The organism is Bradyrhizobium sp. (assembly GCF_049691595.1).
Classification (GTDB): domain Bacteria; phylum Pseudomonadota; class Alphaproteobacteria; order Rhizobiales; family Xanthobacteraceae; genus Bradyrhizobium.
On the sequence record NZ_JBAVNZ010000587.1, the window covers coordinates 1 to 13,299 of the forward strand.

Below are 13,299 nucleotides of genomic sequence, written 5' to 3' on the forward strand. Positions count from 1 at the left end.
CATTGGTATCGCGCCGGATCTCCACCGGCTCATTTTTGAAGTCCGCTGCGTAGCGGCCTTTACGATCGACCGTGAATATGAATGGGATGCCCTTGAAAGCCGGAGCCCCCGTCCGCGCCAGCACGGCATCGCCGTTGGGAGCGTACTGCCCCTCGATATGGACGACCACGAAGGAGCGCGCGACATAAGCGCTCAGCGCCGCGGCGTCCGCCGTGACATCGCGTTTCTCGCGCTCGAAGATCGTCGATGTCTGTCGGGCTTCCGGAGCGTCGGGGCCGCCATAGGTATATTCGAAGCGCGTCCTTTCTCCATGAATGTACTTTGCAAAGACGTGACACCAGATGCACCACTCGGCGCCATAGGAGACGAGAAGAACCTTGTTCTCGACGGCTGCCCGTTGCGCCGCGGCCTCGAAGACGCGGGATTGGTCCGAGCACTCGTCATAGAGCCTGGCCCGACCTTTGCGGCAGTTTTTGTCGAACGCGGCGGGAATAGTTGTGATCGTGTGATCCGGAACCGATGGCGCCCGAGTTGGGCTGGTTTGGGCGAAGGCAAACGAGAGCAAGCCAGCGCCCGCAAAGAGGGCCGAAACCGTCGATGTCCAGAACCGTCTGCGAGCTGCACGCATGCCCCAGCTCTCCCCTGGTCCACTCCGCCGCGTTCGGCCGGCGCGCAGCGAAACAGCGCGCTCCTCCAATGCAGCCGCGGAAGATTCCAATGTCCAGGTGCTCTCTGTCATGCCCTGCACCGGACAATGCAGCCTTAGGGAGAGATTATGACGGCGGCATGGCTGAAGTGGTCTTGCCTGCAACCTTTGGCTGTCGCGAAATGCGGTGCGGAGGCCCGTTGCCCCGTAGGCGTGTCAAGCCGCCGTCGAACCGAACTCCGGCACTGTCGTCCTTCAGCACCGTTCGGATCGGCGCGGGTTACGGCGGGTTCGGTGACAGTGCTGGACTGCACCGTCACGATAACGCCAAAGTCCAGCTGGATGATTTCAATGTTCGCTAACCAACTTGCAGTTCGAGGGGACGCGTCGCAGGCGTCATCGTGCTTTGCAAGCTTCGCAGGCGGGCCCTCAATCGCCTTCTGCCGGGAGCTGAACGTGGGTTTGTCCGATCTGTTCTCAAGACAGCCAAAGCGCTTCGTTTCTCAAAAGGCATTCGAGACAAATCTTGAAACACAGGTGGCCCTGACGCCACAAACACTCCAGCAGCTTCGAACACACAACGTGACGCCGGAGAAGCAACGAAAGCTTGAATTTTTCTTTTACACCAACACCGTGGAAAAGGCAGCCACTCTTGCCGCTGAGCTGAAGCGCAAGAACTATGCGGTGGAACACCGCCCTTCCGCTTCAAACGCAAGAGTTCAGCTAATCACGGGCTGGACTGGCGAAATCACAATGAGCGATAATACCGTCTTGGATTGGACCAGAGAGATGTGTATCCTGGGATTCAAACATGACTGCGACTTTGACGGTTGGGGTACGAATGCTGAATAGCCCGGCGGATTGAGCCCAACGGGCTGACCGATGGTTCCTTCGGATGTTAAAGCTCCTCGTTCAGCGTCGCGGGCCGAAGGCGTAATCCGCCTTAATGTGAAAAGTGACCGAATACGCTACGCCATTCCGCCAGACGAGTGGTCGAACCAGCTGTTAAAACGCATTTCCTCGTTGCAGCCGCGAGCCACCGTCGTAGAGGAGTTCGACCCGCTCCTTGAAATCGAGAACCCTCGTTCGCCTCCCCGGCGCGAAATTCCGCAGATAATAGACAACGTCCTCGTGCTTGAACCAACGGCGGGCAATCAGCTTCGGCGGATTTGAATCCATATCTATTGCTGCGTACCGGCTGCCGGGATGCCTATAGAAACCCACGGGAATGTCCACGCCCTGGGCCTTGCAGTATTCCTCGATCTGGTCCTGGTAATGCTTGGCCATATTGCCAGTGCGTTCTTATCGATTGTGGTTGAGGGCCCGCCGCTGCCGCGCTTACAAAAGCTTGACCGCAAGTCAGGCCCGTAGCCCGTGGGGCGTGTCAAGCCGCGGTCGATCCGAACTCCGGCACCGCGTCCTTCAGCACCGTCCTGATCCTGCCGCGGTCGTTATTTTCGATCGCCTGCTCGAGCGCGGCCAGCCATTTGCGTAACGTCGGCATCGGCGGTTCGTTGGGTTTCGCGGCCATGATGCCGGCGACGCCGATCTCGATGGTCGGCTCCTGGCTTGCGAACAATATCTCGTTCAGCCGCTCGCCCGGCCGCATGCCGGAGAACACGATCTCGATGTCGTAACCGGGCTGCAGGCCGGACAGCCGGATCATCCGCTCGGCGAGGTCGACGATCTTGACCGGCTGGCCCATGTTGAGCACATAGACCGAGACGTCCGGCCGCGCCGGCGTCATCGCATGCGTGGCCGCGGTCAGCACCAGATCGCAGGCTTCGCGGATGGTCATGAAATACCGCACCATGTCCGGGTGGGTGACCGTGACCGGCCCGCCGGCCTCGATCTGCGCCTTGAACTTCGGCACCACCGAGCCGTTCGAGGCCAGCACGTTGCCGAACCGCACCGAGATCAGCCGCATGTGCGGCTTGCCGGCCGATCGCACCGCCAGATCATGGTCGAGCGCCTGGCAGTACATCTCGGCAAAGCGCTTGGTGAGGCCCAGCATCGAAACCGGCTCGATCGCCTTGTCGGTCGAGATCATCACCATCGCCGTGGCGCCGGCGGCGAGCGCCGCGTCGGCGACATTGACCGATCCAAAGATGTTGGTCTTGACGCCCTCGCACCAGTCGCGCTCCAGGATCGGGACATGCTTCAGCGCCGCGGCGTGGAACACGATGTCGGGCCTGAACCCGGTCATCAGCCGCAGCAGGCGCTCGCGATCGCGGATGTCGGCGATGCGGCCCTCGACGAGAGCGCCGGTCCCGCGCGCGGCCAGCGCTTCCATGATCGCGTAGAGTGCCGGCTCGGAGTTCTCGATCACCAATAGCCGCGCGGCGCCGAAGGTCGCGACGCGGTCGCAGATCTCCGCGCCGATCGAGCCGCCGCCGCCGGTGACGATGACGGCCTTGCCCTTCACCAGGCTTTCCAGCTTCGCGTAGTCGATCTTCTCGCTCGGCCGCAGCAGCAGATCCTCGACGGCGACATTGGTCAGCCGCGGCGCATCGCCGCTTTCCAGCGACGGCAGGCGGCTGACGATCAACCCCATCCGCTTGGCGCGCATCAGGACCGCCTCGGGATGCGCGTCGGGCTCGAACGCCGAGGGCGTCATGATCGCGCGCTTGATCGGCTTTCCGCGGCTTTCGAAATCGCGGATCACGGTTTCGATGTCGTCGACGCCGCCGAGCACCGGAATGTTGCGGATCTGCTGGCCGCGATCGGAAGCCGCCGGCGACAACACGCCGACCGGCCACAGCCGCTTGATGGCGCCGTTCTCGATCCCGCGCAGCACGACTTCCGCGTCCGCCGCGCGCCCGATCAAGAGCGTCGGCGCCGCACCGTCGGAACGGGCATGCTGGCGGGTGCGGGAATAGCGGAAATAGCGGTAGCCGAAGCGCAGCGCGCTCAGCGCGAACACCTCGAGAAAGAAGTAGAGGACGATGGTGACCCGGCCGAGAAACACCGGCCCGTGAACGTTCGGCGAGACGAAGATAAAGACGTAGTCCAGCACCACCAGCGCGACCGTCAGGACCGCGGCCACGCGCAGGATGTTGAGCGCGTCCGGCAGCGAGATGAAGCGCCATTTGGTCGTGGTCAGGTTGAAGAGGTAGCAAACCACCACGCTGAAGGCGACGAACCAGGGCAGGATGCGCAACAGCAGCGGCAGACGGTCGGCCAGCAGGTCGCCCTCGAAACGCAGATAGAAGCTCGCCAACAGCGCAAACGCCGTCGCCAGCGCGTCGTGCGAGGCGATCAGGAAATTGCGCAAGGTGAATTGCGAAAGACGCGTCATAAGACGAACCGGCTAGCGGGAGAATTCACGGGACATTCGGCCCGCTGATAGCTGATCTTCCGTGCCCATGCCAGCGATCATGGCCGGACCGCGCCAGCCGGTTCCCTGGCGGTCGCGCGCGACTTCGCTTTCAGCACCATGCCGCCGGCAACGCCGACCCCCAGCACATACATCCAGCCCTCGTGGAAATCGAACAGATGCGAGTTGAACAGCGAGCTGAAGAAATTCTGCAGCACGACCAGAAGGCCGATCCAGGCCACCAGCCCTTCGCCGCGAAACAGCCGCAGATGAACGAGCCACATCGCATAGAGGATCACGACGCCAACCGTGCCCCACTGGACCGCGACATTCAGGGTCTGGTTGTGCGGATTTCCGATCACCTGGCCGGACGCCGTCGCCACCGAGCCGGTGGCCGCCGCCTCGAACAGTCCGCGGGTCGATCCGGTGCCATGTCCGACCAGCGGCGCCTCCGCGAAGAACCGAAGCGATTTCCGATAAAACTCCAGCCGCATGCCGATCGAGGTCGGTATATCCTGCTCCTTGTAAAGCTGGTAATCCCGCGCGAACGTCGCGGTCTTCGACTGCAACTGCGGCGACATCGTCCAGGCCAGCGCCGCCAGCGCGATCGCCGCCGCGAACAGCATCGCGTTGCTGCGCCATTTCAGATGCATCATCGCGAACACCGCGAGCATGATCGGCATGGTGACCAGCGCGGTGCGCGAGACGATGACGAACGCCATGTTGACGATGAAGCTCACGGCGATGGCGAGCAACAGCAGCGCCTGCCAGGTCTTCCGGTCCCGCAGCAGGGTGACGATGGGATAAAACAGCACCACCGCGCACAGCGCGAATTCCTGGCTCTGGTCGATGTAATTCTTGACGAAGATGCCGCGCTCAATATCGCCGCCACGCTTGAGCGAGAGTCCGGGTTCCAGCAGCACCAGCCAGGACACCGCCATCAACAGTGTGCAGGAGATCAGAAAAGCTGTGAGCACCCACATGCCGCGGGCGGAGCGTTCGAAATGATGGAACAACAGCGGCAGCACCAAAAGCTTCGCCACCGGGCTCAGGGCATAGCTGCGCGCGCCCCAGGGCGCGTCGGACCACAGCGTGCCGGCGAGCGCCAGCACAAACAGCGCGACCGGCAGCACCGCGATCGGCCGCTTCAGCGACTCAAGGAAAAGCCTGAAATCGAGCGTCGGCAGGATCGTCACCAGAAAGATGCCGGCGAAGATGCCGACCAGCGAGGTCGACCATGGCAGCGACAGCGCGATCAGGACGGCGACGATATCCGCGGTCTTCGCCCATGCGGCCGGATCGCGCCAGACCGGCAGCGACGGGCTCGCCGGCGATGTGGCCGCGGTTGCGCTCACGCCTTGCCTCCGGTCACCCGCAACATGCTGTCCCTATCCTGATTTTGCGGCGCAAGCTTTGCCCCAGTCACGCCCGACAGGCAAATTGGGGTTATCGGGCGTCGCGGCGCATGCGCGGATCACTTTACCTGCCCGCAAGGAGAGGCTACCGACGAGGCTGACATCGACGGGCACCAAGCGCTTGATATGAATATAAATTCACTCATCGGGATTGAGACCGAGGACGCGGCCGACACAAGCCCGATCCTGATCATCCCCTATATGTGGATCGGCGATTTCGTCCGCGGCCACACGGTGGTGCGCGTCCTGAACCGGCGCTGGCCGAATCGTCCGGTCGACCTGCTGACGACCTCGCTCTGCGCGCCGCTGGTCGATTATATGCCAGGCGTTCGCTCCGGGATCGTCTGGGACCTGCCGCGAAGCCGGCTGGCACTGGCTCGCCAACGCGATCTGGCGGCGGAACTGCGCGCCCGCAACTATGGAACCGCGCTGATCCTGCCCCGCACCTGGAAGTCGGCGCTGGCGCCGGCGCTGGCCAGGATTCCGGAACGGGTGGGATTCTTCGGCGAGGCCCGGTTCGGGCTGATCAACCGGATGCGCTGGGGCGAAAAGGCCCTGCCCCGCTTTATCGACAAGAATGCGGCACTGGCGCTGCCGGACGACGCACCGCTGCCGCCGGAATGGCCCGTGCCCCGGCTTGATGTTCCGTCGGAGGAAACCCGCCGCTGGCGGCAGGCCAACGGGCTCGGAACGGATCGCGCGGTGGCACTGGCGCCCGGCTCGGTCGGCGCCGCCAAACGCTGGACCCGTTATCCGCAAGCCGCGCGGCTGCTCGCCGAACGCGGGTTCGACGTCTGGGTCGTCGGCGGGCCCGGCGAAAAGGCGCTGGCGCAGGAGATCGTGGCCACCGGCGGACCCAGGGTCCGCGACCTCACCGGCGCCGATCTGCGCAACGGCATTCTGGCGATGGCGGCGGCCGATGTGGCGATCTCCAACGATTCCGGATTGATGCATATCGCGGCCGCGATCGGCACGCCCACGATGGGCATTTTCGGTCCCACCAGCCCCTATCACTGGGCGCCGCTGAACGGCCTGGCGGCGACGGTGCAGACCAAGACCGTGGTGCCGTGCCAGCCCTGCCATCGTCCCCTCTGCACCATGAACGGCCATCGCTGCATGCGCGACATTCCGGCTTCCGACGTGGTCGACATCGCCGCGCGCCTGCTGAGCGAGGCGGCCGCGACATGAGCCCCGTCGACCTCACCCCTGCCGCGCCGCCGCGCCCCGCCGCCTTCCTGGATCGCGACGGCGTCATCAATCACGACGACGGCTATGTCGGCTCGCACGAGCGGATCCGCTGGATGCCGAATGCGGCAAAGGCGATCCGCCGGCTCAACGACGCCGGGTATTTCGTGTTCTTCTTCACCAACCAGTCCGGCGTGGCGCGGGGCTACTTCTCCGAACACGAACTCAATTCATTGCATGACTGGATGCGCGCCGAACTCGCGGCGCAAGGCGCCGTGATCCACGACATCAGGTATTGCCCGCACCATCCCGCCGGGACCGTTGCCGGCTATCTCGAAGATCATCATTGGCGCAAGCCGGCGCCGGGCATGATCCACGATTTGATGGCGCACTGGCCGGTTCGCCACGCGGGTAGTTTTGTCATCGGCGACCGCGACAGCGATATCGAGGCCGCGGCGGCCGCGGGCCTGCCCGGATTCCTGTTCGAAGGCGGCGACCTCGACGCGTTCGTATCCGACGTGATGGCTCAGATCAGCGTGCGATAGACCTCCGCGATCCCGTTCGCCTCGGCATCGAGGCTGAATTTTTCCCTCGCACGCGCCCGCGCCCGCATCCCCATCGCGACAGCCAGGGCCGGATCGCGCATCAAGGGCTCAAGCGCGGCCACCAGCGCATCGATATCGCCGGGTGGCGTCAGGATCCCGGTCACGCCATCCTCGACCACGACTTCGGCGGCGCCCGCGCGCGACGCCACCAGCGCCACACCGGCCGCCATCGCCTCGATCAAGGTCAGCCCGAATCCCTCGTTGCGCGAGGTGAAGGCATAGATCGTCAGCCGCTGGTACCAGCGCTCCACCTCCCCGATCTCGAGCTCGCCTGTCATGACGATCCGCGACCGCAGGCCGGCGGCCTCGATGCGCCGTTTCAGATCGGCGGCAAAACCTTGCTGCTCGGGCACGATGGCGCCGACCATGACGGCGGTGAAATCGGGATAGCGCGGCAGCAGCGCGCACATCGCCTCCACGAACAGATCGCTGCCCTTTTGCGCGCGGACCCGGCCGAAGCAGCCGATCGCATAACGGCCCGGCAGCCTGGCTTCCGCGAAGGCTGCGGCGCGATCGGGGGGCGGCGCGTAGCGGTCGGTGTCGACGCCGTGCATCACCACCGTCGCCTCGCGCTTGAGAAATGACGCCGAGAGGTCGCTGGTCGCGATGATCGCGTCCATGCGGGTGATCAGCCAGCGCGTCAGCCAGCTGTGGTGCCGCTGCGCCGCGGATGTGAATACCAGCTTGAGCGGCCAGCCCAGCGCCCGCAACAACACGCCGGCAATCATCTCGTCATTGCGCCGCGCATGCCAGATCAGCGGCCTGCCGCGGCGCCATAATTTCAGGAGATCGGCGAACCCTATTCTGGCGATGCCGTCCGGCGCGCAAGGGCCAAGCCACGCCGCGCGAAACATTTTCGCAAGTTTCGGCGACACCATGCGGTTGGTCGCGGTGACGCCGGAATAGCGCCGGTGCAGATTCGGCACGATCAGCTGCAGATCGCCAAAGCAATTGTTCCCGATTGCCACATCAAGCTCCGTTTCGAGGCGAATTGCTATACGCAACATTAAGCATAGTGGCCAGTTCAGCCGGCTCGAAACCACCTTTTCACCGCGCCCCGGATAGCATCGCCATCCTTGACAGGGAGAAGTGAGCGCATGACCGTGCTCGTCACCGGCGGCGCCGGCTATATCGGAAGTCACACGGTGCAGGCGCTGGCGGCAGCTGGCGAGAGCGTTGTCGTGATCGACAATCTGTCCACCGGGTTTTCCGCCTTCCTGCCCGGGAACGTGCCGCTGGTGATCGGCGATGCCGGTGACGACGACCTGGTCGAGGGCGTGATCGCCAAGCACCGCGTCGACGGCATCATTCATTTCGCGGGCTCGGTGGTGGTGCCGGATTCGATGCGCGATCCGCTCGCCTATTACCGCAACAACACCATGACGACGCGCAGCCTGCTCAACGTGGCGGTGAAATGCGGCGTCAAGCGCTTCATCTTCTCGTCGACCGCCGCGGTCTACGGCAATCCGGACCAGGTGCCGGTACCGGAGCATGCGCCGACGCGGCCGCTGTCGCCTTACGGCTCGTCGAAACTGATGACCGAGATCATGCTGCATGACGTCGCCTCCGCGCATGGCATGAATTATGTCGTGCTGCGCTACTTCAACGTCGCCGGCGCCGATCCGCAAGCACGGATCGGCCTTGCCACCGTCGGCGCGACGCATCTTTTGAAGATCGCGGTCGAGGCCGCCACCGGACAGCGCGCCAAGATCGACGTGTTCGGCACCGACTATCCGACGCCGGATGGAAGCTGCATCCGCGACTTCATCCATGTCAGCGACCTCGCAGAGGCGCATCGCGCGGCGCTGTCCTATCTCACCGCCGGCGGACGTTCGGTGACGCTGAATTGCGGCTATGGCCGCGGCACTTCCGTGCTCGAGACCATCGAGGCGGTGCGCCGCGTCGCCCGGCGCAATTTCGCGGTTCAATACGCGCCGCGCCGGCCCGGCGACATCATGACCATGGTCGCCGATACCAGCCGCATCCGCGCCACCCTGGACTGGGCGCCGCGCTACGACGATCTCGACACCATCGCCGCCCATGCGCTGGCCTGGGAGAAGAAGCTGTTCCAGGCGCGCGGCGGCCCCGCGCAGCAGGCGGAATCGGCCTGAAATCCAACCTGTTATTTGACTTGAAAAACAGTCCTCAAGCGGGCAAGCAGGCATCGCTTCAGCCCTGACGCGCGGGTAATCTTGCCCGCCCCGTCAATGGAACGCGAATGACCGAACTTCCGAAGAAAATCACCGACGACCCCTATGGCGCGGCGATCCTGATCCGGCGTCTGGTCGCCGAACAGGGCCTGGTTTACTGGCGGCGCTATCTGCTCGCCTTTGCGCTGATGGGGATAGCCGCGGCCACCACCGCGGGTTCCGCCTATCTGCTCGGCGAGGTCATCAACAAGGCCTATGTCGACAAGGACGTGCGCGGCATCGCGGCGCTGTCGCTGGTGACGATCGTCATCTTCACGCTCAAGGGCGCGGCGACCTACGGCCACACCGTGATCCTGTCGCAGATCGGCAACGCCATCCTGGCCGGCAACCAGCGCCGGCTGTTTTCCAAGCTGATGACCGAAAACATCGCGTTCTTCTCCGAGCGCCATTCCTCGGAATTTTTGGCGCGGCTGACCGCCGGCGCCAACTCCGTCACCCAGGTGCTCAGTCTCCTGATCAACGCGATCGGGCGCGATCTGTTGTCGCTGCTCGCACTCGTCATCGTCATGCTGATGACCGACCCTTATATGGCGCTGCTCGGCTTCGCGGTGGCGCCGCCGGCGATGCTGGTGCTGCGCAAGCTGGTGAAGCGGATCAAGGGGCTCGCGCATCATCAGTTCACCGGCACCGCCGACATTCTCGAGACCATGCAGGAATCGCTGCAGGGCATCCGCACCGTCAAGGCGTTCACGCTGGAGCAGACGATGCGCGAGCGCATCGATGCCAGCATCACGCAGGTCGAACGCAACGCCAACAAGATGGCGCGGGTCTCCAACCGTTCCAGCCCCTTGATGGAAACGCTCGGCGGCTTCGCGATCGCCGGCGGGCTGATGTATGGCGGTTATCGCGTGGTGGCGATGGGCGCCTCGCCCGGCCAGTTCTTCTCGTTCCTGACGGCGTTCCTGCTCGCCTATGAGCCGGCCAAACGGCTGGCGCGGCTCAATATCGAGCTGAACAGCAGCCTGGTCGGCGCCCGCAAACTGCTTGAAATCGTCGACAGCCCGTCCAGCGAGCCCGCCGATGACGACAAGCCGGCGCTGAAACTGACCGACGCGCGGGTCGAACTGCGCGACGTGACCTTTGCCTATCGGGCGAACGAGCCGGTGCTGCGCCGGATGAGCTTTGTGGCCGAGCCCGGCAAGGTGACCGCTTTGGTCGGCCCCTCCGGCGGCGGCAAATCCACGGTGCTGGCGCTGTTGCTGCGGCTCTACGAGGTCAGCGACGGCGCGATCCTGATCGACGGCCAGGCGATCTCGGGCGTCTCGCGGCAATCGCTGCGCCGGCAGACCGCCTATGTCGGGCAGGACGTCTATCTGTTCCGCGACAGCATCGGCGCCAACATCGCCTTCGGCAAGATCGGCGCGACCGGCGACGAGATCGTGGCCGCCGCGAAAGCGGCCTGCGCCCACGACTTCATCATGGGCTTTCCGCAGGGCTACGACACGCCGGTCGGCGAGCACGGCACGCAATTGTCCGGCGGCCAGCGCCAGCGCGTCGCGGTGGCGCGGGCGCTGATCAGGAACGCCCCGATCATCCTGCTCGATGAAGCCACCGCGGCGCTGGATTCGGAATCGGAAAAAGCCGTGCAGGAAGCGATCGAGCACCTGTGCCGGAACCGCACCACCATCGTCATTGCCCATCGCCTGCACACCATCATGCACGCCGACACGATTTTGGTGGTCGAGGGCGGCGAGATCGTCGAGCGCGGCCAGCATGACGATTTGCTGCGCCGCGGCGGCCGTTACGCCTCGTTCTTCCGCCTGCAACAGCGCGATACCGGCCACCCCCGTCTGGCGCCGGTCGGCGCAACCGCGTAGAGCTGGCCTTTCGCATCCCCATCCGTAGCCCACCGAGACCATTTCATGAACGCCACATCGTTTGTCATTCCCGCCCCGCCGCAGGCCTCGCTTCCGGTCGCCGGAGAGGCAAAATCCTTTCCGGTTCGCCGCATCTGGTGCGTCGGGCGCAATTATCTCGAGCACATCCGCGAGATGGGCAATGACGAGCGCGCGCCGCCGTTCTTCTTCGCCAAGCATGCCGACATGCTGATGCCGGACGGCGCCACGATCCCCTACCCGCCGCTGACCAGGGATCTGCATCACGAGGTCGAGCTGGTGGTGGCGATGAAGAGCGGCGGCCTCAATATCCCCGCCGACAAGGCGCTCGACCACGTCTACGGCTATGCCGTCGGCATCGACCTCACCCGCCGCGACCTGCAGCAGGCCGCGCGCAAGAAGGAGCGGCCGTGGGAGATCGGCAAATCCTTCGACCATTCCGCGCCCTGCTCGGCGCTGCAGCCGGCCTCGAAGATCGGCCATCCCGCCAAGGGCAAAATCTGGCTCACCGTCAACGGCACCGAACGGCAGAAGGGCGACCTCACCGAACTGATCTGGAGCGTGCCCGAGATCATCTGGCAGCTCTCCCAGCAGGTCGCGCTCGGCGCCGGCGACATCATCATGACGGGCACACCGGCCGGCGTCGCCGCGCTATCGCCGGGCGACCGAATCGAATGCGGCGTCGATGGCATCGGCACGCTGAAGGTGTCGATCGGCCAGGCGGAATAAGCGGGCTTGTGCAGGCGGATTGGTCCAGCGGCCCCGAATCCGTGTCGCAGATCGCTTTACCAAAGCCGGTTTCGCGCCTATTGTGGTTGCTTCAATTGAATCTGATAGTCGGTAGCTATAGCGAAGCTGGAGGTCGTCTTGCTTGAGCAGTTCTCACCGATCGGGATTTTCATCCTGGGCTGCGTGACCGGTCCTGTCCTGCTGTTTGCCGTTTTCCAATTGATAAAACAGGTGGTGATCAGGCTTCCAGGTTTCATCGAACATTGATCGCAATTCGCCCCATCGTGACGGCTTGCATATGCTTGCTGCCGATCACGTCGATCAAGCCACCCTTGCTCAACCTGATTGGACATCGCATCCATCGATCGGCGCGTATCGCGGTTTCGGTCGTCCTCGTCGATCGGTTATATCTTGGTCGCGCCTCGAGAATCGGGCTGTTCAACCTGATCCGGGTGAAGCGCCTGGTGATGAAAGCCGATTCCCACATCGGCCATTTGAATCACATTCACGGCGACTTCAGCGTTTGCCTCAAGCAGGAGGCCGTTATCGGGAATCGCAATCGCATCAATCGAGGTGTCTATCTTGGTCGACAATACCCTGCGTCCCTGGTGCTCGGCAGGCTCTCGGGGATTACGGCCGGCCATTACGTCAATCTGATCGTTTCAGTTTCGTTCGGGGATTATTCGACGCTCGGCGGAAGCGGCAGTCAGATATGGACACACGGCTATTCACACCACGCGGAGGGAAGAGGCCGGGACGAGATCAGAAGACCCGTGAGGATCGGCAGCAATGTCTACATTGGATCGATGTGCTGCATCGGACCCGGCGTTACGCTCGGCAAGCACGTCGCCATCGGTTCGCATTCGAGCGTCGCGAAGAGCTTGAGCGAGCCCGGATTGTATGTTTCGGCCGAGCTCAGGTATGTCGGACTGAAGCGGGATCGCGCGGCGGATCCTGCGTCATGGCCGGCCGATACGAACTCTTGATGAGAGTTGCGGTGAACGGCTTTCCGGTGAGAGCGCTAATCGAGTGTCACCGTAACTCCCAAGTACCGTGCTTTTCCACGGCACACGATTATGTCTTCGGCCAATCCGACGTGCGAGATGTGTCAGTATAACTCTTGTGGTACTCTTTCAGACCAAGCTTGCGCACTGCCTCTTCCTCGCTCTGTGCTAGTTCCGCTTGCGTTTCCGCGGGGCTAGTTGTGAGCTTGCTACTGAGTATGAGAATTCGATCTTCTAGTTCGCGTTGCCACGCGACCTTGGAGTCGAGTCGCGGAATGAGCCGACTGAACACCTCAACCGCCTCTTGCGCCTTTCCGAGCCGAGCAAGGATGTAACCGAGCCCCTCCAGTGTGC

14 protein-coding genes are annotated in these 13,299 nt (G+C 63.7%); 8 read left to right on the top strand and 6 right to left on the bottom strand.

Annotated elements, in window-relative coordinates; translation table 11 throughout:
* Positions 1 to 628, bottom strand: a 628-nt coding sequence (locus WCE35_RS23610) for a hypothetical protein (RefSeq protein WP_424595723.1), incomplete at its 3' end; no start/stop codon positions are given.
* Positions 629 to 1,102: 474 nt separating this feature from the next.
* Here WCE35_RS23610 and WCE35_RS23615 point away from each other — a divergent pair.
* Positions 1,103 to 1,498 (top strand): ribonuclease E inhibitor RraB, encoded by a 396-nt coding sequence (locus WCE35_RS23615; protein WP_424595724.1) that lies wholly within the window; start codon positions 1,103 to 1,105, stop codon positions 1,496 to 1,498.
* A gap of 153 nt (positions 1,499 to 1,651) precedes the next feature.
* Here WCE35_RS23615 and WCE35_RS23620 read toward each other — a convergent pair whose 3' ends face one another.
* The 3 genes from WCE35_RS23620 to WCE35_RS23630 all read right to left on the bottom strand — a co-directional run bounded on the left by WCE35_RS23620 (position 1,652) and on the right by WCE35_RS23630 (position 5,317).
* The gene (locus WCE35_RS23620; protein WP_424595725.1) at positions 1,652 to 1,933 is read right to left on the bottom strand and encodes a hypothetical protein; all 282 of its coding nucleotides are present in this window, start codon (positions 1,931 to 1,933) and stop codon (positions 1,652 to 1,654) included.
* A gap of 97 nt (positions 1,934 to 2,030) precedes the next feature.
* Positions 2,031 to 3,944 (bottom strand): SDR family NAD(P)-dependent oxidoreductase, encoded by a 1,914-nt coding sequence (locus tag WCE35_RS23625; protein ID WP_424595726.1) that lies wholly within the window; start codon positions 3,942 to 3,944, stop codon positions 2,031 to 2,033.
* A gap of 77 nt (positions 3,945 to 4,021) precedes the next feature.
* On the bottom strand, positions 4,022 to 5,317 hold the full coding sequence (locus WCE35_RS23630) for an O-antigen ligase family protein (protein ID WP_424595727.1): 1,296 nt from the start codon (positions 5,315 to 5,317) through the stop codon (positions 4,022 to 4,024).
* Between the two features lie 186 nt (positions 5,318 to 5,503).
* Here WCE35_RS23630 and waaF point away from each other — a divergent pair, with 186 nt between their 5' ends.
* Both waaF and WCE35_RS23640 read left to right on the top strand, forming a co-directional pair.
* Complete coding sequence (gene waaF, locus WCE35_RS23635; RefSeq protein ID WP_424595728.1) at positions 5,504 to 6,565, top strand: lipopolysaccharide heptosyltransferase II; 1,062 nt, start codon at positions 5,504 to 5,506, stop codon at positions 6,563 to 6,565.
* Positions 6,562 to 7,107, top strand: a complete 546-nt coding sequence (locus WCE35_RS23640) for an HAD family hydrolase (RefSeq protein WP_424595729.1) — start codon at positions 6,562 to 6,564, stop codon at positions 7,105 to 7,107. Before waaF ends, WCE35_RS23640 begins: the two co-directional genes overlap by 4 nt.
* Here the strand turns inward: WCE35_RS23640 and WCE35_RS23645 are convergent.
* Positions 7,089 to 8,174 (bottom strand): glycosyltransferase family 4 protein, encoded by a 1,086-nt coding sequence (locus WCE35_RS23645; RefSeq protein WP_424595730.1) that lies wholly within the window; start codon positions 8,172 to 8,174, stop codon positions 7,089 to 7,091. The two genes, WCE35_RS23640 and WCE35_RS23645, sit on opposite strands and share 19 nt — an antisense overlap.
* 90 nt (positions 8,175 to 8,264) lie before the next feature.
* Here WCE35_RS23645 and galE point away from each other — a divergent pair, with 90 nt between their 5' ends.
* The 5 genes from galE (at position 8,265) to WCE35_RS23670 (ending at position 12,927) form a co-directional block, all read left to right on the top strand.
* On the top strand, positions 8,265 to 9,278 hold the full coding sequence (gene galE / locus WCE35_RS23650; protein ID WP_424595731.1) for a UDP-glucose 4-epimerase GalE: 1,014 nt from the start codon (positions 8,265 to 8,267) through the stop codon (positions 9,276 to 9,278).
* Between the two features lie 107 nt (positions 9,279 to 9,385).
* Positions 9,386 to 11,194: an ABC transporter ATP-binding protein gene (locus tag WCE35_RS23655; RefSeq protein ID WP_424595732.1), complete on the top strand. Its 1,809-nt coding sequence runs from the start codon at positions 9,386 to 9,388 to the stop codon at positions 11,192 to 11,194.
* Positions 11,195 to 11,239: 45 nt separating this feature from the next.
* The gene (locus WCE35_RS23660) at positions 11,240 to 11,941 is read left to right on the top strand and encodes a fumarylacetoacetate hydrolase family protein (RefSeq protein ID WP_424595733.1); all 702 of its coding nucleotides are present in this window, start codon (positions 11,240 to 11,242) and stop codon (positions 11,939 to 11,941) included.
* A gap of 138 nt (positions 11,942 to 12,079) precedes the next feature.
* Entirely contained in the window at positions 12,080 to 12,208 is a 129-nt protein-coding gene (locus WCE35_RS23665; protein ID WP_424595734.1) for a hypothetical protein, read from the top strand.
* A 35-nt stretch (positions 12,209 to 12,243) separates the two neighbouring features.
* On the top strand, positions 12,244 to 12,927 hold the full coding sequence (locus tag WCE35_RS23670) for an acyltransferase (protein WP_424595735.1): 684 nt from the start codon (positions 12,244 to 12,246) through the stop codon (positions 12,925 to 12,927).
* Positions 12,928 to 13,015: 88 nt separating this feature from the next.
* On the opposite strand, the gene WCE35_RS23675 is transcribed toward WCE35_RS23670, so the two are convergent.
* A partial coding sequence (locus tag WCE35_RS23675) for a hypothetical protein (protein ID WP_424595736.1) occupies positions 13,016 to 13,299 on the bottom strand: 284 nt, incomplete at its 5' end.